Origin of the sequence: Rhizobium sp. CB3090, from assembly GCF_029714285.1 — a bacterium.
Taxonomy (GTDB): domain Bacteria; phylum Pseudomonadota; class Alphaproteobacteria; order Rhizobiales; family Rhizobiaceae; genus Rhizobium.
The window spans coordinates 1,316,612-1,340,468 of the sequence record NZ_CP121662.1 but is presented as its reverse complement, the minus strand read 5'-3'; the positions used below and the strand labels follow the sequence as shown (position 1 = coordinate 1,340,468).

Below are 23,857 nucleotides of genomic sequence, written 5' to 3'. Positions count from 1 at the left end.
TTTCTTTTTTGCCGGCCTAAGCCGGTGAAATATCAAGATATACTGAGACCCCGGACAGGAGATACCCTCATTCTCTCCCCTCCAGCGAATGTTGGTATCAAATCGCAGTCTTTTCCGCAACGTCGAAAAAGGCTTCGCGAATTTTCTGCGAAACGCTTCCGAGATGACCGTTGGCAATCGCCTCGCCATCGATGGCAACCACCGGAAAACAAATGCTGGTAGCGGCCGTGATGAACACTTCGCGCGCCGCCATCATCTCCTCGACGGAGAAGAAACGCTCGACGATCGCAAGCTCCAATTTCGCGGCGACATCCATCAGCGTCGTACGCGTGATGCCGCGCAAAATGCCGTGCTCGGCCGGGCGCGTGACAAGGTTGCCGTCGGTATCGACGATCCAGACGTTAGTCGCCGCGCCCTCCTTCACCATGCCGTTATGGTCGATATAGATGGCCTCCTGTGCGCCGGCTTCCTTGGCCTGCTGGCGAGCCAACGCGTTCGACAGAAGCCCGACAGACTTGATGTCGACCCGATCCCAACGATTGTCGCGCACGGTAATCGCCTTGATGCCATTGGCATTTTTCTTGGCGATGATGGACGGATCGGTGCTCTTGGCGGTGACGACAATCGACGAAGGCGTGCCTTCGGCCGGGAAGACATGATCACGGCGGGCGACGCCGCGCGTCACCTGCAGATAGAACAGGCCGTTGCGGACATGATTGCGGCGCAGGGTCTCGCGAATCACATGGATCAGCGCCGCGCGGCTCATCGGCCAGGCGATGCGCAGTTCGCCGAGCGAGCGGTTGAGACGATCAAGATGGCGAGTCAAATCAACGATCAAACCGTGACGGACCTCGCAAACCTCATAGACACCATCGGCAAATTGATAACCGCGATCCTCGACATGGACCATCGCGTCGCTGTGCTTGACGTAACGGCCATTGACATAAGCTATTCTCGGCATGGCGGACCCCGATCAGAATTTCTTGAAGGATATGAGGAAGTTGCGGGGCAGACCGGAACTGCCGCGCAATGACTTCAGACGCCGAGCGACTTCAGCTTGCGGTGCAGCGCCGAGCGCTCCATGCCGACGAACTCGGCGGTGCGCGAAATATTGCCGCCGAAGCGGTTGATTTGCGCGATCAGGTAGTCGCGCTCAAACATTTCGCGGGCTTCGCGCAGCGGCAATGTCATAATGTGATAGTCGTTTTTGGCGGAAACCTTCGGCAGCATGTCGCCGAGATCAGTCGGCAGCATCTCCGCCGAGATGGGGGCCTCAGCGCCGTCGGTGCGCGCGAGGATCATCAAGCGCTCGATATTGTTGCGAAGCTGGCGGATATTGCCCGGCCAATCATGCGCCTGCAGCACCGCCATGGCATCGTCGCCGATGCGGCGCGAGCGGATGCCGGCCTGCTCCGAAATCTGCCGCATCAGTTGATCGACGAGGAATGGAATGTCCTCCCGCCGTTCGGCGAGCGCCGGCACTCGCACCGGAACCACGGCAAGACGGTGATAGAGGTCTTCGCGGAACAGGCTTTCGGCGATCCGGCTTTCCAGATTGTAGGCAGTCGACGATATGATGCGCACATCGACTTTCACGCGCTTTGAGCCGCCGACGCGCTCGAACTGCTGATCGACCAGCACCCGCAGGATCTTGTTCTGCGTCTCGCGCGGCATCTCGCCGACCTCATCGAGATAGAGGATGCCGCGATGGGCCTCCTCCAGCGCACCGATCTTGCGCGGCTGGCCCGGCGATCCCTCGGTGCCGAACAGCGCGATTTCCATTCGTTCAGGCGTGATCGTTGCGGCATTCAGCGCGACGAACGGACCGTTGGCCCGTGTCGACTTCTTGTGGATCATGCGGGCCACGAGTTCCTTGCCGGAACCGGAGGGGCCGAAGATCATCACTCGGCTATTGGTCGGCGAGACCTTGTCGATGGTCTGCCGGAGCTGCGAAACGGCAACCGATGTGCCGATCAGCTCGACGGCATCGCCGGTGCGGCGCTTCAGCTCCGAAACCTCGCGCTTCAGCTTGGAATTCTCCAACGCGCGTTCGGCGATCAGGATCAGCCGGTCGGCCTTAAACGGCTTCTCAATGAAATCGAAGGCGCCGCGCTTGATAGCGGAAACGGCGGTTTCGATGTTGCCGTGGCCGGAGATCATCACCACCGGCAGTTCCGGATGACGCGTCTTGATCTCATCCAACAGCGACAACCCGTCGAGCTTGCTGCCTTGCATCCAGATATCGAGGAAAATCAGCCGCGGCGCTCGATCGGAGATAGCTGCCAGAGCACTGTCGCTGTCGAACGCGGTGCGAGTCTCATGCCCCTCATCCGAAAGAATTCCCGAAACGATTTCGCGAATATCTTCCTCATCATCCACCACGAGAATATCAGATGCCATAAACGCTTTCCTTGTCACTTGCTGCTTGGGCTACGGCGGCCTGCTCACGACGCGGCAAATGCACGCGGATCATGGCACCCCTGCCCTGGTCGAAATCGGCGGGAGCATCGTGCAGTTCGAGCTGCCCGCCATGGTCTTCAATGATCTTCTTGACGATCGCGAGCCCAAGGCCAGTCCCCTTCTCACGCATCGTCATGTAAGGCTCGAGAATGCTGTGCCGGTTCTCGACGGGAAGGCCGCGGCCATTGTCGATGACGTCAACCGTAAAGCGGTCGCGCTCTGAATCCAGGAATGAACGGACGAGAACTTTAGGCTCCTCGCGCGTCTCGCCGCTCGGCACGCCCTCGATCGCCTCGACGGCATTCTTGATGAGATTGCCGAAGGCCTGGCCCAGCATGCGTATGTCAAACATGCCTTCCAGCCGCTCCTCGCCAAGTTCGCGCTCGAACTTGACGTGGTTATTGCCCATTTCGCGCAGGAACACCGCATCGCGCAGGATGTCGCGCAGGTCGCTTGGCTCCATGGTCGGCTTCGGCATACGGGCGAAGGACGAGAATTCATCGACCATGCGACCGATGTCGCCGACTTGGCGGATGATCGTGTCGGTGCATTGATCGAAGACGGGGCGATCGGCCTCGGCGATATTCTTGCCGAAGCGGCGGCGGATGCGCTCGGCGGAAAGCTGGATCGGCGTCAGCGGGTTCTTGATTTCATGCGCGATACGGCGGGCAACATCGGCCCAGGCGGTCGAACGCTGGGCGATGACCAGATCGGTAATGTCGTCGAGCGTGATGACGTAGGATTCGTTCGAATCGCGCGATTCCTCGCGTGTCACCTGAACGCTCAGTGTTCGCACCGTGCCGCCGCGCACCAGGCTGATCTGCTTGCGGAAATCATTGCGATGCCGGGTGGTCGCTTCCGTCACGACCTGCTCGACTTCAGGGGCTATCTCAGCCAGGTTCTTGCCGACGAGTTCGTCGCTCTTCAGTGTCAGCAGCTCTTCGGCGGATGTGTTGGCAATGGTGATGCGCCGGTCGTGTTCGACGCCGATCACGGCTGCAGTGACACCGGAAAGCACCGCTTCGATGAAACGGCGGCGATCGTCCACTTCGTCCTTGGCTTCGAGGATCTCGTCGCGCTGCGTGCGGATCTCCGAGATCATCTTGTTGAAGGTGCGCGACAGGCTGCCGACGTCGCCATCGGCTGCGCGCACCGGCACCAGCACATTCATGTTGCCGGACGCGACATTGTCGGCAGCGCTGATCAAAAGCCGGATCGGCCGTACGATACGGTCGGCAACCGCGATCGCGGTCCAGATCGCCGCCAAAAGCACGATCAAGGCAAAGCCGATGTATAGCACGGCAAAGGCGATCTGCAGGGACATACGGCCTGCTTCCATCGCCTTGTATTCGGCCGTGTTGTCTTCGACCATGCGCATGGCGTTCATGACGCGCGGATCGACGGCCCGGACCGTATACAGAAAGGCGCCTGGAATTTCATCCAATTTGATGACCGCACCGACGAGGTTGGTGACACCGGGCGGTATGAGCGTCGGCTGGCCGTCGGCAGAGGCGTCGAGTGCATCCTTCGGAATTGCCGGCAGCGGCCGCTCGGTCTTAATGTCGGCCTGAACAATCGCGGTGCCGTCACGGCGCACCAGGAAAGCGCCCAGCAAACCGCGGCCCTTGGCCTGGCGGGTCATCAGATCGGCGAAACCGGTGCGGTCGAGACTGTAGAGCGTGCGATTGCGCTCCAGATCGTTCGCCATGGAAACGGTCTGGCCCTGCAGGTAGCTGGCGTTTTCCATCAGATAGGCTTGGGCGACATTCTGCGAGGAGCTGATGATCTGCTGCGTGCGCAGCGCAAACCAGCGATCGAGGCCGACATTCAGCGTCAAACTGGCGACAATGGCGACAAGGATCGCCGGCGTGATCGCGACGATGGAAAAGAGAACGACGATACGGATATGCAGGCGTGCCGCCGCGCGGCCGCGACTACGGGCTTTCACGAGGCGCGCAACTTCACGCGCGATCAAGGCCATCAGCCCCAGAACGAACAGGCCGTTGATGACGACGGAAGTGAAGACGACGGATGACGTGGGGGCAATCGGCGTCAGCCCCAGAAGCATCAGAAGCGTGGCAATCGCGCACAAAAGCGCGCCGCCGGCCAAGATCAGGCCAGGAAGTGCGAAGGATGCACGACGGTCCGTCACCTTGACGACCGCCTCGTCGCTCGTTGTCGGCGACACCGCGTCCTGCTTCATTCCCATCTCTCCGGGCGCAGGCGGCGGTCGGCGCCCGGGCCAAAATTTCATCAGCACTGTTTTGGCGGCAGCAAGAGCGACAGGCAAAGATAAGGAACCGTCATCCAGTTTCGCATTTAACGCGAAACTTCCGTTTCAAATCATTTGAATAATGAACTGAAACTACTGAACAATTTCCTCTTGCGCAGAAGCACACCCGACGAATCGCTACCACAAAAATGGTTAACCGGCTGCGTGACCTTTAAGCAACGCATTGTGGCGAAAATGCAACGCATCCGATCACATTGTCAAGCGGTGCGGGAGCTCCGATAGACGGAAACACCCAGTTCTCTGATCTTTTTGCGCAATGTATTGCGGTTGAGGCCAAGCAAATCGGCGGCTTTGATCTGATTGCCGCGGGTTGCGGTCAGCGCGGCAAGGATCAGCGGATATTCCATTTCCGTAAGAACCCGATCATAGAGCCCTGGCGGCGGCAGATTGTCGCCGAAGCCGGCGAAATAGGTACGCATGTTCTCCTCGACCGCCTGGGCGATGGTCATGGAGCCGGTGCGAACCGGACCCTTTTCGATCGGGCTGTCGGGCACATCGGCCCGCAACTCGGCATCGATGATCTCTTTGGTGATAACATCCTGCGGATAGAGCGCCATCAGCCGGCGGATGAGGTTTTCCAGCTCGCGCACGTTGCCCGGCCAGGGATAGGCCTTCATCAGCTCCAGGGCTTCCTGGTCGAACCGCTTCGAGCCCAGTCCTTCCTTTTCCGCCTGCTGCACGAAATGACGGACGAGATCGGGAATATCTTCGGCGCGGTCACGCAGCGGCGGCAGGCGTAGCGGCACGACATTGAGGCGATAGTAGAGATCTTCGCGGAAGAGGCCCTGATTGATCGCCTGCTTCAAATCCTTGTTCGTCGCGGCAACGATACGGACGTCGGTGCGGATCGGCGTGCGGCCGCCGACGGTCGTATATTCGCCCTGCTGCAGGACGCGCAGCAGGCGTGTCTGGGCATCCATCGGCATATCGCCGATTTCATCGAGAAACAGCGTGCCGCCTTCGGCCTGCTCGAAGCGGCCGGTCGAGCGCGTCTGTGCGCCGGTGAAGGCGCCCTTTTCATGGCCGAACAATTCGGATTCGATGAGGTCGCGCGGGATTGCCGCCATGTTGATAGCGACAAAGGGACCATTGCGGCGCTTGCCGTAATCATGCAGCGCGCGGGCTACGAGCTCCTTGCCGGTGCCGGATTCGCCGGTGATCATCAGCGTCAGGTCCGTCTGCATCAGGCGCGCCAATACGCGGTAGATTTCCTGCATAGCCGCAGATCGGCCAACCAGCGGCATGCCGTCCTGCATGTCGTCATCGAGTTTGGCGGGCTTGCGCTTCGGTTCGGATAGCGCACGGCCGATGATGGCGATCAGCTCCGTCAGGTCGAAGGGCTTCGGCAGATAGTCATAGGCGCCCTTTTCCGAAGCTTTGATCGCCGTCATGAAGGTATTCTGCGCGCTCATGACCAGAACGGGCAGCTCCGGCCTCGCCTTCTTGATGCGCGGCAGCAGGTCGAAGGCGTTTTCGTCAGGCATGACGACGTCGGTTACAACGAGGTCGCCTTCGCCGGCAGAAACCCAACGCCAGAGCGTGGCGGCGTTGGATGTGATGCGCACATCGTAACCCGCGCGGCTCAAAGCCTGATTGAGCACGGTGCGGATGGCCGCATCATCGTCGGCGACAAGGATCGTAGCTGTCATCGAGTAGTCCCTGTGAAGTTCGGAAGAGGAGCGTCTTCAAGCGTGATGCCTTTGGAGGCCGGCATCAGGACGCGGAAAGTGGTGCGGTGATTCTGGCTATCGCATTCGACGATGCCGCCATGATCGCCGATGATCTTGGCGACCAGCGCGAGGCCAAGGCCGGTGCCATTGGTCTTCGTCGTGATGAATGGATCGAAGAGATGCGGCAGGAGATCGGCGGGCACGCCAGGGCCATTGTCGATCACGCAGAACTCCAGAGGCAGCGAGATCTTCTCGCGCGTGCCGGCAACCGAGAGCCTGATGCCCGGGCGATAGGCCGTCGTCAGCACGATCTCGCCATCCGGCCGGTCGCCAATGGCTTCGGCAGCATTCTTCACCAGATTGAGAAAGACCTGCACGAGCTGGTCTCTATTGGCATAGACCGCCGGCAATGACGGGTCATAGTTCTCGGTGATCTTGATGTTGCGCGCAAAACCGGCCTTCGCCACCGCCTTCACATGATCGAGGACGGAATGGATGTTGACCGGCACGCGGTCGATCGGACGCTCGTCGGAAAAGACCTCCATCCGATCGACCAGCGAGACGATGCGATCGGTCTCGTCGCAGATGAGGCGCGTCAGCCCGCGGTCGTCATCCTCTACCGATTGTTCCAGCAATTGGGCCGCTCCGCGGATACCGGAGAGCGGGTTCTTGATCTCATGCGCCAGCATCGAGGCAAGGCCTGTCACCGAACGGGCGGCGGCACGATGGGTCAATTGCCGGTCGATCTTGTCGGCCATGGATCGTTCCTGGAAGACGATCACCACCGAGCCAGGTTCGCTCGAAACAGGCGCAACGTAGATGTCTACCAGCTTGTCCTGGCCGAGGCGCGGTGAGCTGAGATCGACGCGATATTCGTTGACCGGGCCACGGCGTTCGCGCACCTGTTCGATCAGGGCCAGCAGCGGACTTCCGAAGGGAATGAAGGCGGAAATTTCATAGCGCGACAGGTGCGAGGCACTGGCGCCGAAGAAGGCTTCGGCCTCCCAATTGGCAAATGCGATCAGGCCGGCCTCGTTGACCATGACGACGGGGTTCTGGATCGCGTTGAGAACGGCCATGGCCACGGCGCTGCCCGTATGATCCGGGACTTCGGAATCGGATTTGGGACTCATGCGGCCTCCTGGATGCCTTGGGCGAGATCGGAACCGCTCTGCAGTGCCGCATGGAACAATGCCGCCACCTCCCGGCTATCTTTCGAAGTCATGATTCCTGCCTTTTCAGCACCTGTTATGGCGGGGGCGTAACGGTCCAGATACCAGCCGAGATGTTTGCGGGCATGGCGAATACCTACGGCTTCGCCATAGAACGCCAGCATCATCTGGTAATGCTCCAGGGCAATATCGGCGATCTCGCTACGATCCGGATGAGGATGGCCGGCAAGCACACCCGCATGCCAGGGCCGGCCCTGACAGCCGCGGCCGACCATCACGGCATCGGCGCCGGAGCGTCGCAGTATCTCCCGAGCGTCCTCCGGTGTATCGACATCGCCATTGGCCACCAACGGAATGGAGACGACATCGCGCACGGCACGAATGGCATCCCAATCCGCCCTGCCCTCATAAAACTGCATGCGCGTGCGGCCATGAATAGTGACAAGCTGGATTCCCGCTTCCTCGGCACGGCGGGCGATGTGCGGCGCGTTGAGGGAATTTTCGTCCCAGCCGAGCCGCATCTTCAGCGTTACCGGTATATCGACCGCCTTGACCGTCGCATCGATCAGGCTCAGCGCATGATCCGGATCGCGCATCAGCGCCGAACCGGAATAGCCGCCGATGACCTTCTTGGCAGGGCACCCCATATTGATGTCGATGATATCGGCGCCATTGTCGGCGGCGATCTTCGCCGCCTCGGCCATCCAATGCGCCTCGCGACCGGCCAGTTGCACCATATGCGGCTTCAGCCCGGCGCTTCTCAGCCGCGCCCAGGATTCGGCCGTATCCTGCACCAATTCGCGGCTGGCGACCATTTCAGTGACGACTAGGCCAGCCCCATAACGCAGAGCGAGCTGCCGGAAAGGCAAATCTGTCACGCCCGACATCGGCGCGAGGATCACGCGATTGCGGATGGGCACCGAGCCGATGAAAAATGGGGCTGCAAGTTCGGACGGAAACAAATGATTATCTTTCAGGCACACCATATATCTGCACTATTTTTAGACAGTCTTATGAAGCTTGCCAAGGGGTTTCGGAGAATGCCGATATTTTTTGGACAAATGCTGGAAAATGCCCAATCGAGGCGATAGACCCTGCTGGAGCGAGGTCCCGCTTGGGCGATCTGTTCAGTCTGATCCTGCCAAAACAGCTTCACATTTTTGGAGATCATGCTGGAGCGAAGGCCTTTCATCCCTGGGGGTTTATGACGCAAATGCACTCAATGCAACCGATGTCGATCGGAATCGTGATCGTTGCAGCCGGACGTGGCGAGCGGGCGGGATCGCCCGAGGAAGGCCCGAAGCAGTATCGCCCGATCGGCGGCCGGTCGGTTATTGCGCATACGCTTGAAAAATTCGTGACATGGCCGCAGGCAGCAAAGATCGTGATCGTCATTCATCGCGATGACGAGACATTGCTGCAAACCGCGCTGCAACAGCTTGCCGAATCGCCTGAGGTCGAGATTGCTTTCGGGGCAGCCTCCCGTCAGCAATCGGTACTTGCCGGACTACGGCAGTTGCAAAATGCGGGCGTCACGCATGTCATGATCCACGATGCTGTGCGCCCCTTCTTCGACCACGATCTGCTTGATCGCGTTGCCGTGGCGCTGGCCGTCGGCGCACCTGCGGTACTGCCTGCCATGCCAGTGACGGATACGCTGAAACGAGCCGATGCGACTGGATTGGTGGCTGAAACCGTGCCGCGCACAGGGCTCTACGCCGCGCAGACGCCGCAGTCCTTCCGGTTCGCCGATATTCTGGCTGCGCATGAAAAAGCCGCAGCAGAAAACAAGACGGATTTCACTGACGATGCCGCGATCGCCGAATGGAGCGGTCTGCCGGTGACGCTCGTTGCCGGCAGCGCCGACAATGTCAAACTGACGATCAAAAGGGATATCGCCATGGCCGATGAAAAGCTTTCCGCCGGCCTGCTGCCGGATGTGCGCACCGGCAACGGCTATGATGTCCACCAGCTCGAGCCGGGCGATGGCGTGACGCTCTGCGGCGTCTTCATTCCTCATGACCAGAGGCTGAAGGGCCACTCCGACGCCGATGTGGCCCTGCATGCGCTGACCGACGCCTTGCTCGCCACCTGCGGCGCCGGCGATATCGGCGATCACTTTCCGCCCTCCGATCCGCAATGGAAGGGGGCGCCTTCCCGCATCTTCATCGAACATGCGGCCAAGATCGTTCGCGATCACGGCGGCACGATCATGAATGCTGATGTCTCGCTGATCGCCGAGGCGCCGAAGGTCGGGCCGCACCGGGAGGCGATGCGTGCCAAGCTCTCCGAATTTTTGGGGATAGACCTTGAGCGCTGCTCGGTGAAGGCGACCACGAACGAAAAGATCGGCTTCGTCGGCCGCCGCGAAGGCATTGCGGCCATTGCCACGGCGACGGTCGTTTATCGCGGAGGCAAGGCATGACCCATTTTCCCGACGATATTCTGGCGCTCGCCCGGAGTATCATCTCCGATTTTGCCGCGAAGGGCTGGACGGTCGCCACGGCCGAATCCTGCACCGGCGGGCTGATCGCCGGCGCTTTGACAGAGATTCCCGGCTCATCGGCGGTCGTCGACCGCGGTTTCGTGACCTATACGAATACAGCAAAGATCGACATGCTTGGTGTTCAAGAGCAGACCCTTGCGCAGTTCGGTGCCGTGTCCAAAGAGACGGCACTGCAGATGGTCCACGGCGCCCTTTTCCGCTCCCGGGCTGACTTTGCCGTCGCAGTCACCGGTGTTGCCGGACCGAGTGGCGGTTCCGCGGACAAGCCGGTCGGCCTCGTTCATCTCGCCGCCAAGGCGCGTAGCGGCGCACTCATCCATGATGAAATGCGCTATGGCGATATCGGCCGCGACAAGGTTCGCCTCGCCACCTTGAAGACCGCATTGGAAATGCTGATCACTCTCGGCAAGTAACGCCGAACTCCCGCTTCAAGCGTAGATCTTTTTCGCGCGCGTCTCGAAGGCATCGGTGAACATACGGAAAGCGCGATCGAACATCGATCCCATCAGGGCGCCAAGGATGCGACTCTTGAACTCATACTCGATGAAGAAATCAATGCTGCATCCGCCGCTTTCCGATGGCGTGAAGCGCCAGCGGTTGTCGAGATATTTGAACGGACCGTCGATATATTTCACATCGATCGCCCGCTCCTTCTTGTTCAAAAGCACCTGCGTCGTAAAAGTCTCGCGGATTGCTTTGTAGCCAACAGTCATATCGGCAATCAGCAAGGTCTTGCCGTCGCGTTCCTTACGGTTGCGGACAACCAGCGCCTCGCAAAGCGGCAGGAATTCCGGATATCGCTCGACATCGGCCACGAGATCGAACATCTGGTCAGGCGAGTGCGGAACGGGGCGGTGCGTTTCAAACTGAGGCATGAGCGGCAATTAAGCAGGAAGGCTCAGAAGATCAAGAAGCTGGCGCATTTCGCCGCGGGATTTTAGCTGTAGAACAGGCACATCCGGGCCGTGTTGAGCGAGGCCGGCCAGGACTTTGGGAGCAAATTTGCGCTCCCAATCCCAGATGTAACGCAGGAATTCCCAATCGATGCGCTCGGGACAACCTGGCGCCATGTCCGGGCGCGACCGGCCCAGCCAGCGCAGTGCTCTCGACAAAGCGCCCCACATGCACAGCCAGCGCGGCATACGCACCCAAAGAACAAACTCCGTGCGCGGCAGTCGCAGATCAAAACTGGATGGCGCCGTTCCATCGATCAGCCAACGCTCCTCGGCAACTTTTGCCGCGATCAGGGCGCGCTCCTCGGCCTTGTCTCTCTTAACCCAGCCCGGCAGCCAGAAAAACTCGCGATCCATCGAGACATAAGGCAGATCCAACCGCGCGCAAATCTCCTGAGACAAGGTCGATTTACCGCCGCCGGAGCAGCCCATCACGAGAATGCGGTCAGCGCTGCGGATATGATCCGCCGCCTGTCTCAGGTCGATCGCCTCGTTATGCAAGTTCATTGTGATCTGATCCATCACGTTTTCCTCCACTCTCAGAGGCCATAGCGCAGACGATGATCTGATGACGGTAGAAACAAAAACCGCGGCACAATCGCCGCGGTTCATTCAAAAGGCAAGAGATTGGAATTTTACTCTGCGGCCAGCAGAACCTTCTTCTCGCGGGCGGCCCGCAGCCGGGCGAAATCGTCGCCGGCGTGATGGGACGAGCGGGTAAGCGGGCTGGAGGCGACCATCAGGAAGCCCTTGGTGTAGGCAACCGTCTCGTAGGATTTGAATTCGTCCGGGGTGACGAAGCTCATGACCTGATGATGCTTGCGGGTCGGCTGCAGATACTGGCCGATGGTGAGGAAGTCGACGTCGGCCGTGCGCAGGTCGTCCATGAGCTGCAGCACTTCGTTGCGCTCTTCGCCGAGGCCGACCATGATGCCCGATTTGGTGAACATGGTCGGATCGAGTTCCTTGACCCGCTGCAGCAGACGGATCGAGTGGAAATAGCGGGCGCCGGGACGCACCGTCAGGTACTTCGACGGTACTGTTTCCAGATTGTGATTGAAGACATCGGGCTTGGCGGCAACGACGCGTTCGAGAGCGCCCGGCTTGCGCAGGAAGTCCGGCGTCAGGATTTCGATCGTGGTTGTCGGGGAAGCGGCGCGGATCGCCCAGATCACCTTTTCGAAGTGCTCGGCACCGCCATCCTCCAGATCGTCGCGATCGACGGAGGTGATGACGACGTGGCTAAGGCCCATTTCCTTGACAGCCTTGGCGACGTTTTCAGGCTCGGCCATATCGAGCGCATTCGGCTTGCCGGTCGAGACATTGCAGAAGGCGCAAGCGCGCGTGCAGATCTCGCCCATGATCATGAAAGTGGCGTGCTTCTTGTCCCAGCACTCACCGATGTTCGGGCAACCGGCCTCCTCGCAGACAGTGACGAGCTTATGCTCCTTCACGATCGAGCGGGTCTCGGCATAGCCCTTCGATGTCGGCGCCTTGACGCGGATCCAGTCCGGCTTGCGCAGAACTTCCGTATCCGGCCGATGCGCCTTTTCCGGATGCCTAATGCGCTTTGCTTCCGGATTGATCGTGTCGAGAATCGTGACCATGAAACGTCTACTTTCCGCCGCTTGCTCGCGGCCTATTCATCGCCGCACGAGTTTGGCGAGAAATATCAGAATGCATGCACCAATGAAACCGGTGACGAAATAACCGAGCCGACCGCCGGGCACGCCGACATGCAGTTGCACCAGAATGCCCGCGGCAACAACCGAGCCGGCAATGCCAAGAACGATGTTGAGGATGATACCATAGCGCACCTCCATCAGCTTGCCCGCGAGCCACCCCGCAAGACCGCCGATGATGATCAGACCCAACCAGCCCACGCCTTCCATCCCACCTTCACCCCTACGCTATCGCCCTTGCGAACAAGACGACGATGATTGCGCCCACCGTTGCGTGAATGATTTCAACCACGAGCGCATTTTGTATGCCCAGCGAAATTCCCAGCCAATTGAACAGGAACCCGCCCACGAAAGCACCAATCACGCCGCTCAACAAACAACTGATCAGGCCGCCACCGCCGACGACAAGGCTGGCGAGAAATCCCGCCACCAGACCGATCAACAGAAAAACGACCCAAGCCTCAGTACTAACAGACATGATGATTTCCTTTGCAAATTTCCACCCACTGGATAAAGGGCGAGCCAGGATATTATCAAGCGTTGAGCACGCGGCCGTAGGCGTCCAGCACGGCTTCCTTCATCGTTTCCGAAACGGTCGGATGCGGGAAGATCGTGTGCATCAGTTCTTCTTCCGTCGTTTCCAGATTCATGGCGACGACGAAGCCCTGGATCAGTTCTGTGACCTCAGCGCCGACCATATGCGCGCCGAGCAGTTCGCCGGTCTTCTTGTCGAAGATGACTTTGCAGAGACCCTGGTCCTCGCCAAGCGCAATCGCCTTGCCGTTGGCCGTGAACGGAAAGCGACCGACGCGGATGTCGCGGCCGAGTTCCTTCGCCCTGGCTTCCGTCAGGCCGACGGAGGCGACCTGCGGCTGGCAATAGGTGCAGCCCGGCACCTTGCTCTTGTCGGTCGGATGCACGTTCGGCAGGCCGGCGATCTTCTCGATACAGACCACGCCCTCATGCTCGGCCTTATGCGCCAGCATCGGCGGGCCGGCGACATCGCCGATCGCATAGATGCCCGGTACATTGGTCTTGCCGTAGCCATCGATGACGACGCAGCCGCGATCGGTCTTCACGCCGAGCGCTTCCAGACCCAGATTCTCAATATTGCCCTGCACGCCGACGGCGGAGATCATGCGGTCGGCCGTGATCTGCTGCACCTTGCCGTCCTCGGTCTCGATATGCGCGGTGATGCTGTTCGCTCCCTTGTCGACCTTGGTAACCTTCGTCTTGGTGAAGATCTTCAGGCCGCGCTTTTCCAACTGCTTGCGGGCGATGCCGGAAATTTCGGCGTCTTCGACCGGCATGATGGTCGGCATGATTTCGACAACGGTGACATCGACGCCCAGCGAGCGATAGAAGCTCGCAAATTCGATGCCTATTGCGCCCGACCCCATGACCACCAACGACTTCGGCAGGAAATCCGGCTTCAGGGCCTCGAAATAGGTCCAGATCAGCTTGCCGTCCGGCTCGATGCCGGGAAGTGCACGCGGACGGGCGCCCGTTGCGACGATGATATGTTTGGCAGTGTAGGTGCCTTCGCCTTTGACGTTCTTCGGCAGCGGGTGCTGCGGCTCGACAACGGGCTTGGTCGACTTGCCGACGACGATTTCGCCAGGCTGAGCACCGGTCGAAGCCTTCGTGATCTTGGCCTCGCCCCAGATCACGTCGACCTTGTTCTTCTTCATCAGGAAGCCGACGCCCATGTTGAGGCGGGCGGAAACGCCGCGCGAGCGGGCGACCACCGCCTTTACATCGGGCGTCACCTTGCCTTCGAGAACAAGGCCGTATTCCTTGAGATGATTGGAATGATCAAGGATTTCGGCCGAACGCAGCAGCGCCTTGGTCGGGATGCAGCCCCAGTTCAGGCAGATGCCGCCCAGGTGCTCGCGTTCGACGATCGCCGTCTTCAGGCCAAGCTGGCCCGCACGCACGGCGGCGACATAGCCGCCCGGGCCAGAGCCGATGATGATGACGTCGTAATTCTCAGCCATATGTTTCCTGCCTTTGGTTGGCGGCCGAAGCTCAGCCCGCCTTGATTTTTCCGAAGCACGATGGCGAACCGAAGAACCGCAAAGCGAATGTTATGAAGCGGTATTCAGGTAAGATCATGCGTAATCAAATAATTAAAGTCCGAGCATCATTCGCACGATCGGCTCGAGGCCTCGACCGAGCGCTCGGGTATTTTCTGCGTCGAGATGCACGCCATCTAATGGTGTGGTGACGGCAACCGTGCCGGCATCGAAAAAGCCGCAGCCAAGCTCATCGGCCAGATCGCGGTAGAGCGTCGCAAGCTTCGCCGACTCGCTGATCGCGCCGAGGAAATAGGCGGCGAAGGCCGCGTTCGCGGTTTCAGTGATGACAGGAGGCGCCACGATCAGAATGTCGGGGACCTCATAGTCGAACGCCCATGCATGATTGCGTATAAGCTCAATCAACCGGCTGATGCCCTGCAAGGCAGCAAAGGCCGAACCGGCGATTGCCGGCTTCATGTCGTTGGTGCCCAGCATGACAATGACGAGATCGAGCGGCGCGTGCGAATGCAGGATCGTCGGCAATACCTTCGCGCCGTTACGGTCGCAATCGGCGAGATGGTCGTCGAAAGCGGTAGTGCGGCCGTTCAGTCCTTCCGGAATGATCTGCACCTGGTCGCCGAGTGCCTTCTGCAGCACGCTCGGCCACCGATCTTCGTAGGCATGACGACCGATCGTTTCGGCGTTATAGCCCCATGTCAGCGAGTCGCCATAACACAGAACGGTCTTGGTCATTCATGCCTCCGTGTCGCGACCAGAGCGTGATGCCGAAAAGTGTAAGCGGTTTTCGGGCGACATCACGCTCTACCTATTTCATTCTAGAGCGGATTCAGATTTCAGGTCGACTCGACCTAAAATCATCCGGCTCTAAGCTCAGACGAGCATCCCCATCGGATTTTCGATGTAGCCCTTGAAGGCTGACAGCAGCTCGGCACCGAGCGCACCGTCGACGGCCCGATGGTCGGTCGACAGCGTGACACTCATCATGGTGGCGATGGCCATTTCACCCTTCTTGACGATCACACGCTGCTCGCCCGCGCCGACGGCCAGAATGGTCGCATGCGGCGGGTTGACGACGGCCGAGAAGTTCTTGACGCCCATCATGCCCATGTTGGACACGGCCGTCGTACCGCCCTGGTACTCCTCAGGCTTCAGCTTGCGTTCCTTGGCGCGCTTTCCATAGTCCTTCATCTCGTTGGAGATGGCAGACAACGTCTTCAGCTCGGCGCTGCGGATGATCGGCGTGATCAGGCCGCCAGGAATGGAAACGGCAACGCCGACATCGGAATGCTTGTGCTTGACCATGTTGCTGTCGGTCCAGGATACGTTGGCATCCGGAACGTCGCGCAGCGCCAGCGCCAAGGCCTTGATGACCATGTCGTTGACCGAAAGCTTATAGGCCGGTGCGCCATCCTTCGACTTCGGAGCCGAATCGTTGAGCTGCGTGCGGAGCGCCAGCAGTGCATCGAGTTCGCAATCGACCGAAACGTAGAAGTGCGGGATCGTCTGCTTGGATTCCTGCAGGCGCTTGGCAATCGTCTTGCGCATGCCGTCATGCGGCACGAGCTCGTAGGAACCGGGCTCGAACAGCTTGAGAACGGCATCATCAGACATGCCCTTCGCAGTGGCTGCGGCCGGCGCCTGCGCAGCAGCGGCAGGCTGGGCAGCGGGAGCAGCCGCCGGAGCGGCCTTGGCGACACCGCCGGAAACGGCAGCCTCGATGTCCTTCTTGACCACGCGGCCATGCGGGCCGGAGCCGACGAGCGCAGTCAGATCGATGCCGGATTCCTTGGCAAGACGGCGAGCGAGCGGCGAGGCGAAGGTGCGATGGCCATCCGTCGCAAGGGCGGCAGGCACGACCGGCGCGGGCTGTGCGGCCGGCGCGGATTGAGCCGGAGCCGTTTCCGCTTTCGATGCTGGTGCTGGCGCGGCAGGTGCTGGAGCCGAAGCGGCAGCGCCCGAGGCAGCGGCGGAGACATCTTCGCCTTCGCCGGCCAGAACCGCGATTAGCGCATTGACCTTGACGCCTTCGGTGCCAGCAGGAACGACGATCTTGGCAACCGTACCTTCATCGACGGCTTCGACTTCCATCGTCGCCTTGTCGGTCTCGATCTCGGCGATGATGTCACCGGACTTGATCTTATCGCCTTCCTTGACCAGCCACTTGGCGAGGTTACCCTCTTCCATGGTCGGCGAGAGGGCAGGCATAGTGATGTTGATAGGCATCGAAGAGCCCTCCCCTTATTTGTAGCAAACGGCTTTCACCGCATCGACCACTTCGCCGACATTCGGAAGCGCCAGCTTCTCGAGATTGGCAGCGTAGGGCATGGGCACATCCTTGCCAGCGATCGTCAGGATCGGCGCATCGAGATAATCGAAGGCCTGCTGCATGACGCGGGTGGCGATTTCCGTGCCGACGGAAGACTGCGGATAGCCTTCCTCGACGGTCACCAGGCGACCCGTCTTCTTGACGGATTCGATGATTGTCGGCAGGTCCATCGGGCGGATAGTGCGAAGGTCGATCAACTCGACATCGATGCCCTGGGCTTCCAGCTCGGCAACCGCCTTGGTGGCATAGGTCATGCCGATGCCGAAGGAGACGACCGTTGCGTCCTTGCCGGAACGATGGATGCGGGCCTTGCCGATCGGCAGAACGAAGTCGTCGAGCTTCGGCACGTCGAAGTGCTGGCCGTAGAGAATTTCGTTTTCAAGGAAGATGACCGGGTTCGGATCGCGGATTGCGGCCTTCAGCAGGCCCTTGGCGTCGGCTGCCGTATAGGGCATGACGACCTTAAGGCCCGGAATATGGCTGTACCAGGCAGCATAGTCCTGGCTGTGCTGGGCGGCGACGCGAGCAGCCGCGCCGTTCGGTCCGCGGAAGACGATCGGAGCGCCCATCTGGCCGCCGGACATATAAAGCGTCTTGGCGGCGGAATTGATGATCTGGTCGATCGCCTGCATTGCGAAGTTGAAGGTCATGAATTCGACGATCGGACGAAGACCGGCCATGGCGGCACCGACGCCGACGCCGGCAAAACCATGCTCGGTAATCGGGGTGTCGACAACGCGGCGGGGACCGAATTCCTGCAGCAGGCCCTGGGTAACCTTGTAGGCACCCTGATATTCGGCGACTTCTTCGCCCATGACGAACACGTCCGCATTGGCGCGCATTTCTTCGGCCATCGCATCGCGCAGCGCCTCACGCACCGTCATGGAGACCATTTCGGTGCCTGCGGGGATTTCCGGATCGTTCGGAACGGATGCCTTCGGCTCGGCCGGAACCGGTGCGGCAGCAGAGCCGGTATTTGTCGGCTTCTCTTCCTGGGCGACCTGGGGAGCAGCGACGGGAGCCGGCTGGGCGGCAGCCGGAGCAGCCGAAATCGCATCGGCCGATTCGCCATCCTGCAGCAGCACGGCGATCTTGGCGTTGACCTTGACGTTCTCCGTACCGGCCGGAACCAGCAGCTTGCCGATGACGCCTTCGTCGACGGCTTCCACTTCCATGGTGGCCTTGTCGGTCTCGATCTCGGCAATCACGTCACCGGAAGTAACCTTGTCGCCTTCCTGCTTGAGCCATTTGGAAAGAGTGCCCTCTTCCATCGTCGGAGACAGGGCGGGCATAAGAATATCGATGGGCATGGATCGTCCCTCCCCGATTAGAGCAGAATGTCAGTGTAGAGCTCGGATGCATCCGGCTCCGGATCGTTCTGGGCGAAATCGGCGCTGTCGGCGACGATGTCGCGGACATCCTTGTCTATCGCCTTCAGCTCGTCTTCCGACGCCCAGCCCTTTTCCAGAAGGCGGGCACGAACCTGCTCGATCGGGTCATGCTCGGAGCGCATCTTCTGCACTTCGTCCTTGGAACGATACTTGGCCGGGTCCGACATGGAATGGCCGCGGTAGCGATAGGTCAGCATTTCCAGGATGATCGGACCCTTGCCGGAGCGGCAATATTCGACAGCTTCGTCGGCGGCAGCCTTGACGGCGCGGACATCCATGCCATCGACCTGAATGCCGGGAATGCCGAAGGAGGAGCCGCGCTTGGAGAAGTCGGCCTGCGCGGTTGCGCGGGCCGTCGACGTGCCCATGGCATAACGGTTGTTCTCGATCACGTAGATCACCGGCAGCTTCCAGAGCTGCGCCATGTTGAAGCTTTCGGAGACCTGGCCCTGGTTGGCGGCGCCATCGCCGAAATAGGCGACGCTGACATTGTCATTGCCGCGATACCAGTTGGCGAAGCCGAGACCGGTGCCGAGCGAGACCTGCGCGCCGACGATACCGTGCCCGCCGTAGAAGTTCTTCTCCTTGGAGAACATATGCATGGAGCCGCCCTTCCCTCGGGAATAGCCGCCCCGGCGTCCGGTGAGCTCGGCCATGACGCCACGGGCGCTCATGCCGGTCGCCAGCATATGGCCGTGGTCGCGGTAGCCGGTGATGACCTGATCGCCTTCCTTCAGCGCCAGTTGCATGCCGACGACGACAGCTTCCTGGCCAATGTAGAGGTGACAGAAGCCGCCGATGAAGCCCATGCCGTAGAGCTGGCCGGCTTTCTCTTCGAAGCGGCGGATCAGGAGCATCTCACGATAGGCTTTGAGCTCCGCATCGCGGTCGAACTCCGCGATCGCACCGCCATTGGTATCTTTGGCAGGCTTGGATGTTGTCTTGCGGCTGGAAACGGACGCGGATTTTCGCGGCGCCATTCAACTCTCCCTATGTGAGTGGCCTCGTCATGTAGTGCCGCGTAACATAGGGAAGATTGCTCGCCACAGCAATGCTATAATTGCATGGCTCATATTCTTCGCAAGCGATTGATATGATTATAAAAAAGGCAATTAACCGAAAATCGGTTAATTACGACTATTTGTTGAAGATCACGATCTCGTCGGCCTTGGAGTAGGTCAGTTGATAGCGCGCATATTGGTCGAGCATATCCTTGTCCAGCGAACCATCGCTGAGCAAAGCTACTTCCTTTTCAAGGTGTTCGCGCTTGGCGACGAGATCGGCGAGTTCCTTGCTGCGATCGACGCGCAGCTTCTCAAAGACTTCGGTCGCCTTCAGACCGTAATCGCCGTGAACGCAGTGATAGCCGAAATAGCTCACGAAGGCGACAGTGATGGCGGGAAGAACGAAACGACCGAACTTTCTCTTCTTATGATATTTTGTCCACATACTCGCTCGCTCAAAACGCTCTGCCGAGAATGATCTTGAACCCAGCCGCACGACGGACTGCGAAATGGTTTCCGATAAGATCACGCTAAATCAAACATCCATGAGAACACTAGCCGCCAGAGATTAATCATCCGTTGACTCTGCCATTTTCCCAACAAAAAACCGCGCCCGGAGGCGCGGTTCAAGATCTGGAAATTGTTGGCCTATAAGGAGACTCGGATCGCTATCCGACGCCGATTAGGCCTTTCCGAAAATTCCGCGGATTTTCAGAGGTATGCACTATCAGCCGCGAAGGATGGAACGGCCGGCATATTGTGCCTGAGGGCCGAGCGCTTCTTCGATGCGGATGAGCTGGTTGTACTTGGCAAGACGATCGGAACGCGACAACGAGCCGGTCTTGATCTGACCGCAGTTGGTCGCAACGGCGAGGTCGGCAATGGTCGAATCTTCGGTTTCACCCGAACGGTGCGACATGACGGCGGTGTAATTAGCCTTGTGCGCGGTTTCGACGGCGTCGAGCGTTTCCGTCAGCGAGCCGATCTGGTTGACCTTGACGAGGATCGAGTTGGCAACGCCCATGTGGATGCCGTCGCGCAGACGAGCCGAGTTCGTAACGAACAGATCGTCGCCGACGAGCTGCGTCTTCTTGCCGGCCAGGTCGGTCAGGATTTTCCAGCCTTCCCAATCGTCTTCGGCCATGCCGTCTTCGATCGAGATGATCGGATATTTGGCGGCGAGTTCGGCAAGGTATTCGGCCATGGCGCCGGATTCCAGCGTGCGGCCCTCACCTTCGAGAACGTACTTGCCATCCTTGAAGAATTCCGTCGAAGCGCAGTCGAGGCCGAGAGCGATTTCCTCGCCCGGCTTGTAGCCGGCCTTTTCGATGGACTTCATGATGAAGTCGAGGGCTGCCGGGGCGCTGGAGAGGCCGGGCGCGAAGCCGCCTTCGTCGCCGACATTGGTGTTGTGGCCCTGCGAAGCCAGTTCCTTCTTCAGAACGTGGAAGACTTCCGAACCCATGCGCACCGCGTCACGGAGGGTATCTGCGCCAACCGGCAGGATCATGAATTCCTGGAAGTCGATCGGATTGTCGGCATGGGCGCCGCCGTTGATGATGTTCATCATCGGAACCGGCAGCAGGCGGGCGTGGGCGCCGCCGACATAGCGGTAGAGCGGCAGGTTGGCGCTCTGGGCAGCGGCCTTGGCGGTTGCGAGCGACACGCCGAGGATGGCATTGGCGCCGAGGCGCGACTTGTTCGGCGTACCGTCGAGCTCGATCATGATGTTGTCGATCTGGATCTGGTTTTCCGCGTCAATGCCGCCGATGGCATCGAAGATCTCGGTGTTGACGGCTTCGACGGCCTTCTCGACACCCTTGCCATGATAACGCTTGCCACCGTCGCGAACTTCGACGGCTTCATGTGCACCCGTTGACGCACCCGACGGAACCGCAGCGCGGCCCATGCTGCCATCTTCGAGGTACACATCGACTTCGACGGTGGGATTGCCACGACTGTCGAGAATCTCGCGGGCGATAATGTCGGTGATTGCGGTCATGATAGCTTCCTGCTCGCTGGTTATAAATCGATTGAAATCTGTCTTAGTCGAAGATGCGAAAATTACAATGCCGCTCCACATCCTCGATCGAGGCTCCTACAGGCCGCGTAGCGCAAGTTCATGTCAGCCTGTTGACCGCCTCCCATTTCTCAGGCCTTGGCGATCGCGTCAAAAGCCAGGAGCTTCTCGATAAGCCGCGGCATGTCCTTCAGGTACACCATGTTCGGACCATCGGACGGCGCATTGTCGGGATCCTCATGTGTTTCGACGAAGACGCCGGCGACGCCGACAGCGACCGCTGCGCGTGCCAGGGTTTCGACAAATCGGCGGTCTCCGCCGGTCGAACCTCCTTGCCCACCCGGCTGCTGTACCGAATGCGTCGCATCGAAAATCACCGGTGCGCCCATTGCTGCCATGATCGGCAGCGAGCGCATGTCGGAAACGAGCGTATTGTAACCGAAGGACGCGCCGCGCTCGCAGAGCAGGATATTCGGGTTGCCGCTGTCATTCAGCTTAGCGAGCACGTTCTTCATGTCCCAAGGCGCAAGGAACTGGCCTTTCTTGACGTTGATAACGCGGCCGGTCTTGGCGGCTGCGACAAGAAGGTCTGTCTGGCGCGACAGGAAAGCCGGGATCTGCAGAATATCGACCGTCTTGGCAACGATGGCGCACTGCTCTTCCGTATGAATGTCAGTCAAAACTGGAAAGCCGTATTCCTTTTTCAGATCGGCAAAGACTTCCAGCGCCATTTCCAGCCCAATGCCGCGCTTGCCCGAGAGCGACGTGCGGTTAGCCTTGTCGAAGGACGACTTGTAGACAAGGCCGATACCGAGCTTGTCGCAAAGTTCCTTCAATACGCCGGCGATCATGAAGGCGTGATCTCGGCTTTCCATCTGACAGGGGCCGGCAATCAGCGACAGCTTAGCGTTATTGGAAAACAGAACCTTGGATGCGCCCTCGCCGACGGTGATTTCGGAATTGGTGCTCATGCTATCTCCTCGAAGGCGAACAGCGCGCCCTGTCCGGGGGCGGGCTTTGCCAGAATACGATTGTTCTTACGCGTGTATGTGACGCCGTTAGCAGTCAAATGCGCCGATGTCACGGAAAGATCGCGCGTCTTGAAAAGGATTGCTTGCGCGCGAAGGCCGGGATCCTCCGCCGAAACCGGCAAATCGTAAAAGGCTTCCATGCCTTCCGGGGTCAGGACCTCGATCCTTGCATTGGCCGCATGGACAGTCAGGCCGAAGGAATGATCCGTGATCTTTGGTCCACCCACCGCCTGCTCGAAAAAGCCACGAAAAGCAGCCGGATTCAGCGTCGATACGGCAATTTTAGCGATGCCGGTCACGCCATTGGCATGCCGCTCCAACGAGCCGCGATCGGTCGGCAACGGATTGATGCGCTGGCAGCAGAAGGTGAAGAAATCCGGCGAGCGCAGATCGGCTGCGAAGGCCAGTCGGAAACCTGCCGTCACTTCCGAGCCATCCGGCATGCGCATCGGCCTTGCGAAATCCAGCATGTCACCAGCCGACATTGCGTTGGCCCGGAACCGCTCGTCATCGGCGGCCGCATCCTCCGTGCCGAAAACGATGGCCGAAAAACCTTCATTGCCGATGCGAAAACGGTAAGCTTGATCACGGGCGACGAAAACATTGCCTTCCGCCGCGCTCGCCTGACATTGCTCCCGGGACGCAACAGCCAAGGGTTCCAGATAGATGTTGTCGGAAAAGAAAACGCAGGCATTCTCCGTCCCGAAGGGGTGGCGGGCATCGGGAGCGACGGTAAAGCCGAGCTTGCCCAGCCAATCCCGCGCCACGTCGATATTGACTGTCGGCAGCACGAGATGATCGAGTGGATGTGGCAATGAGGTCATGGTCTCTCCCTTCATGCGTCCGCAGGTTTGCGCCCATCCGCCGCTCAATTCAAGATCAAAGCGCCACTGCACGACGCGATGCGAGCGCATGAACCCAGCGCATCAAAACGCATGAGAGAGATAGAAACGAAAACATGAGGGATCAAACGGCGAAAGGGACGATCAGGCCTCCTGCCGCAGACCACACTCCAGATGAGCCATATCTTTCGCCAACTTAGCGTAATGAGGTATATTGCAGGGTAGAACTCTTGCTTGCGGAAACGCAATAATTCGATCATCATAATATGATAATGGAACTGAGATGCAGTCTTAGGGGAATGATCGCGGTAAGGGTGGTCTCGACGACATTCCCGATTGGCGGCAAACAAAAATGCGCATTCTTCCATTTTGGATTGTCCAAAGCTAACGCAACTCACAATCCGATCTCGGAAACAGAAGGACGGCCTGCCGTTACTTCGATTTTTACGGCAGTACTTCGTCCGATTT

The 23,857-nt window shown here is 59.6% G+C and carries 22 protein-coding genes; 2 read left to right on the top strand and 20 right to left on the bottom strand.

Features of this window, described 5'->3' with window-relative positions:
• Positions 1-97: 97 nt before the first annotated feature.
• The 6 genes from QA646_RS06550 to dusB form a co-directional block, all read right to left on the bottom strand.
• Positions 98-961 carry a D-amino-acid transaminase gene (locus QA646_RS06550; protein ID WP_283058227.1) on the bottom strand — a complete coding sequence of 288 codons (864 nt, stop codon included), beginning with the start codon at positions 959-961 and terminating at the stop codon, positions 98-100.
• Between the two features lie 74 nt (positions 962-1,035).
• Positions 1,036-2,400, bottom strand: coding sequence for a sigma-54 dependent transcriptional regulator (locus tag QA646_RS06545; protein WP_283058226.1), 1,365 nt, complete (start codon positions 2,398-2,400; stop codon positions 1,036-1,038).
• Complete coding sequence (locus tag QA646_RS06540) at positions 2,390-4,663, bottom strand: PAS domain-containing sensor histidine kinase (protein ID WP_283058225.1); 2,274 nt, start codon at positions 4,661-4,663, stop codon at positions 2,390-2,392. Before QA646_RS06540 ends, QA646_RS06545 begins: the two co-directional genes overlap by 11 nt.
• Before the next feature lie 287 nt (positions 4,664-4,950).
• On the bottom strand, positions 4,951-6,402 hold the full coding sequence (ntrC, locus tag QA646_RS06535) for a nitrogen regulation protein NR(I) (RefSeq protein ID WP_283058224.1): 1,452 nt from the start codon (positions 6,400-6,402) through the stop codon (positions 4,951-4,953).
• Complete coding sequence (locus QA646_RS06530) at positions 6,399-7,556, bottom strand: nitrogen regulation protein NR(II) (RefSeq protein WP_283058223.1); 1,158 nt, start codon at positions 7,554-7,556, stop codon at positions 6,399-6,401. Before QA646_RS06530 ends, ntrC begins: the two co-directional genes overlap by 4 nt.
• Positions 7,553-8,581: a tRNA dihydrouridine synthase DusB gene (gene dusB, locus QA646_RS06525; protein ID WP_283058222.1), complete on the bottom strand. Its 1,029-nt coding sequence runs from the start codon at positions 8,579-8,581 to the stop codon at positions 7,553-7,555. The genes QA646_RS06530 and dusB overlap by 4 nt, the downstream gene beginning before the upstream one ends.
• 218 nt (positions 8,582-8,799) lie before the next feature.
• On the opposite strand from dusB, the gene QA646_RS06520 reads away from it, so the two are divergent.
• Together QA646_RS06520 and QA646_RS06515 are read left to right on the top strand one after the other, a co-directional pair.
• Entirely contained in the window at positions 8,800-10,020 is a 1,221-nt protein-coding gene (locus QA646_RS06520; RefSeq protein WP_283058221.1) for a bifunctional 2-C-methyl-D-erythritol 4-phosphate cytidylyltransferase/2-C-methyl-D-erythritol 2,4-cyclodiphosphate synthase, read from the top strand.
• Entirely contained in the window at positions 10,017-10,514 is a 498-nt protein-coding gene (locus tag QA646_RS06515; RefSeq protein ID WP_283058220.1) for a CinA family protein, read from the top strand. The genes QA646_RS06520 and QA646_RS06515 overlap by 4 nt, the downstream gene beginning before the upstream one ends.
• A 15-nt stretch (positions 10,515-10,529) precedes the next feature.
• Here QA646_RS06515 and QA646_RS06510 read toward each other — a convergent pair whose 3' ends face one another.
• From QA646_RS06510 to QA646_RS06445, 14 genes are all read right to left on the bottom strand, one after another.
• Positions 10,530-10,976 carry a type II toxin-antitoxin system RatA family toxin gene (locus QA646_RS06510; RefSeq protein WP_283058219.1) on the bottom strand — a complete coding sequence of 149 codons (447 nt, stop codon included), beginning with the start codon at positions 10,974-10,976 and terminating at the stop codon, positions 10,530-10,532.
• Between the two features lie 9 nt (positions 10,977-10,985).
• On the bottom strand, positions 10,986-11,561 hold the full coding sequence (locus QA646_RS06505; RefSeq protein WP_283058984.1) for an AAA family ATPase: 576 nt from the start codon (positions 11,559-11,561) through the stop codon (positions 10,986-10,988).
• 128 nt (positions 11,562-11,689) lie between these two features.
• Entirely contained in the window at positions 11,690-12,661 is a 972-nt protein-coding gene (lipA, locus tag QA646_RS06500) for a lipoyl synthase (RefSeq protein ID WP_283058218.1), read from the bottom strand.
• Positions 12,662-12,697: 36 nt separating this feature from the next.
• Positions 12,698-12,946 carry a GlsB/YeaQ/YmgE family stress response membrane protein gene (locus QA646_RS06495; RefSeq protein WP_120704105.1) on the bottom strand — a complete coding sequence of 83 codons (249 nt, stop codon included), beginning with the start codon at positions 12,944-12,946 and terminating at the stop codon, positions 12,698-12,700.
• 13 nt (positions 12,947-12,959) lie between these two features.
• Positions 12,960-13,214 carry a GlsB/YeaQ/YmgE family stress response membrane protein gene (locus QA646_RS06490; RefSeq protein WP_283058217.1) on the bottom strand — a complete coding sequence of 85 codons (255 nt, stop codon included), beginning with the start codon at positions 13,212-13,214 and terminating at the stop codon, positions 12,960-12,962.
• Positions 13,215-13,269: 55 nt separating this feature from the next.
• Complete coding sequence (gene lpdA / locus QA646_RS06485) at positions 13,270-14,733, bottom strand: dihydrolipoyl dehydrogenase (protein WP_283058216.1); 1,464 nt, start codon at positions 14,731-14,733, stop codon at positions 13,270-13,272.
• 132 nt (positions 14,734-14,865) lie between these two features.
• Complete coding sequence (locus tag QA646_RS06480; protein WP_283058215.1) at positions 14,866-15,507, bottom strand: SGNH/GDSL hydrolase family protein; 642 nt, start codon at positions 15,505-15,507, stop codon at positions 14,866-14,868.
• 138 nt (positions 15,508-15,645) lie between these two features.
• Positions 15,646-16,998 (bottom strand): pyruvate dehydrogenase complex dihydrolipoamide acetyltransferase, encoded by a 1,353-nt coding sequence (locus QA646_RS06475; RefSeq protein ID WP_283058214.1) that lies wholly within the window; start codon positions 16,996-16,998, stop codon positions 15,646-15,648.
• Between the two features lie 15 nt (positions 16,999-17,013).
• Positions 17,014-18,411: a pyruvate dehydrogenase complex E1 component subunit beta gene (locus tag QA646_RS06470; protein WP_283058213.1), complete on the bottom strand. Its 1,398-nt coding sequence runs from the start codon at positions 18,409-18,411 to the stop codon at positions 17,014-17,016.
• Between the two features lie 17 nt (positions 18,412-18,428).
• Positions 18,429-19,472, bottom strand: coding sequence for a pyruvate dehydrogenase (acetyl-transferring) E1 component subunit alpha (gene pdhA / locus QA646_RS06465; protein ID WP_283058212.1), 1,044 nt, complete (start codon positions 19,470-19,472; stop codon positions 18,429-18,431).
• 157 nt (positions 19,473-19,629) lie between these two features.
• Positions 19,630-19,941, bottom strand: coding sequence for a septum formation initiator family protein (locus QA646_RS06460; RefSeq protein ID WP_283058210.1), 312 nt, complete (start codon positions 19,939-19,941; stop codon positions 19,630-19,632).
• Between the two features lie 282 nt (positions 19,942-20,223).
• Positions 20,224-21,498: a phosphopyruvate hydratase gene (eno, locus tag QA646_RS06455; RefSeq protein ID WP_283058209.1), complete on the bottom strand. Its 1,275-nt coding sequence runs from the start codon at positions 21,496-21,498 to the stop codon at positions 20,224-20,226.
• A 149-nt stretch (positions 21,499-21,647) separates the two neighbouring features.
• Positions 21,648-22,487 carry a 3-deoxy-8-phosphooctulonate synthase gene (gene kdsA, locus QA646_RS06450; protein WP_283058208.1) on the bottom strand — a complete coding sequence of 280 codons (840 nt, stop codon included), beginning with the start codon at positions 22,485-22,487 and terminating at the stop codon, positions 21,648-21,650.
• On the bottom strand, positions 22,484-23,371 hold the full coding sequence (locus QA646_RS06445; RefSeq protein WP_283058207.1) for a VOC family protein: 888 nt from the start codon (positions 23,369-23,371) through the stop codon (positions 22,484-22,486). Before QA646_RS06445 ends, kdsA begins: the two co-directional genes overlap by 4 nt.
• Positions 23,372-23,857: the final 486 nt, after the last annotated feature.

What these genes read in the sequence shown, in the direction of transcription:
- QA646_RS06540 (WP_283058225.1), bottom strand. Translation starts at nt 4,663, where the DNA reads ATGAAGCAGGACGCGGTGTCGCCGACAACGAGCGACGAGGCGGTCGTC.
- QA646_RS06520 (WP_283058221.1), top strand. Translation starts at nt 8,800, where the DNA reads ATGACGCAAATGCACTCAATGCAACCGATGTCGATCGGAATCGTGATC.
- lpdA (WP_283058216.1), bottom strand. Translation starts at nt 14,733, where the DNA reads ATGGCTGAGAATTACGACGTCATCATCATCGGCTCTGGCCCGGGCGGC.
- lipA (WP_283058218.1), bottom strand. Translation starts at nt 12,661, where the DNA reads ATGGTCACGATTCTCGACACGATCAATCCGGAAGCAAAGCGCATTAGG.
- QA646_RS06505 (WP_283058984.1), bottom strand. Translation starts at nt 11,561, where the DNA reads ATGAACTTGCATAACGAGGCGATCGACCTGAGACAGGCGGCGGATCAT.
- QA646_RS06515 (WP_283058220.1), top strand. Translation starts at nt 10,017, where the DNA reads ATGACCCATTTTCCCGACGATATTCTGGCGCTCGCCCGGAGTATCATC.
- ntrC (WP_283058224.1), bottom strand. Translation starts at nt 6,402, where the DNA reads ATGACAGCTACGATCCTTGTCGCCGACGATGATGCGGCCATCCGCACC.
- dusB (WP_283058222.1), bottom strand. Translation starts at nt 8,581, where the DNA reads ATGGTGTGCCTGAAAGATAATCATTTGTTTCCGTCCGAACTTGCAGCC.
- QA646_RS06530 (WP_283058223.1), bottom strand. Translation starts at nt 7,556, where the DNA reads ATGAGTCCCAAATCCGATTCCGAAGTCCCGGATCATACGGGCAGCGCC.
- QA646_RS06490 (WP_283058217.1), bottom strand. Translation starts at nt 13,214, where the DNA reads ATGTCTGTTAGTACTGAGGCTTGGGTCGTTTTTCTGTTGATCGGTCTG.
- kdsA (WP_283058208.1), bottom strand. Translation starts at nt 22,487, where the DNA reads ATGAGCACCAATTCCGAAATCACCGTCGGCGAGGGCGCATCCAAGGTT.
- QA646_RS06480 (WP_283058215.1), bottom strand. Translation starts at nt 15,507, where the DNA reads ATGACCAAGACCGTTCTGTGTTATGGCGACTCGCTGACATGGGGCTAT.
- pdhA (WP_283058212.1), bottom strand. Translation starts at nt 19,472, where the DNA reads ATGGCGCCGCGAAAATCCGCGTCCGTTTCCAGCCGCAAGACAACATCC.
- QA646_RS06495 (WP_120704105.1), bottom strand. Translation starts at nt 12,946, where the DNA reads ATGGAAGGCGTGGGCTGGTTGGGTCTGATCATCATCGGCGGTCTTGCG.
- QA646_RS06475 (WP_283058214.1), bottom strand. Translation starts at nt 16,998, where the DNA reads ATGCCTATCAACATCACTATGCCTGCCCTCTCGCCGACCATGGAAGAG.
- QA646_RS06460 (WP_283058210.1), bottom strand. Translation starts at nt 19,941, where the DNA reads ATGTGGACAAAATATCATAAGAAGAGAAAGTTCGGTCGTTTCGTTCTT.
- QA646_RS06550 (WP_283058227.1), bottom strand. Translation starts at nt 961, where the DNA reads ATGCCGAGAATAGCTTATGTCAATGGCCGTTACGTCAAGCACAGCGAC.
- QA646_RS06510 (WP_283058219.1), bottom strand. Translation starts at nt 10,976, where the DNA reads ATGCCTCAGTTTGAAACGCACCGCCCCGTTCCGCACTCGCCTGACCAG.
- QA646_RS06470 (WP_283058213.1), bottom strand. Translation starts at nt 18,411, where the DNA reads ATGCCCATCGATATTCTTATGCCCGCCCTGTCTCCGACGATGGAAGAG.
- QA646_RS06545 (WP_283058226.1), bottom strand. Translation starts at nt 2,400, where the DNA reads ATGGCATCTGATATTCTCGTGGTGGATGATGAGGAAGATATTCGCGAA.
- QA646_RS06445 (WP_283058207.1), bottom strand. Translation starts at nt 23,371, where the DNA reads ATGACCTCATTGCCACATCCACTCGATCATCTCGTGCTGCCGACAGTC.
- eno (WP_283058209.1), bottom strand. Translation starts at nt 21,498, where the DNA reads ATGACCGCAATCACCGACATTATCGCCCGCGAGATTCTCGACAGTCGT.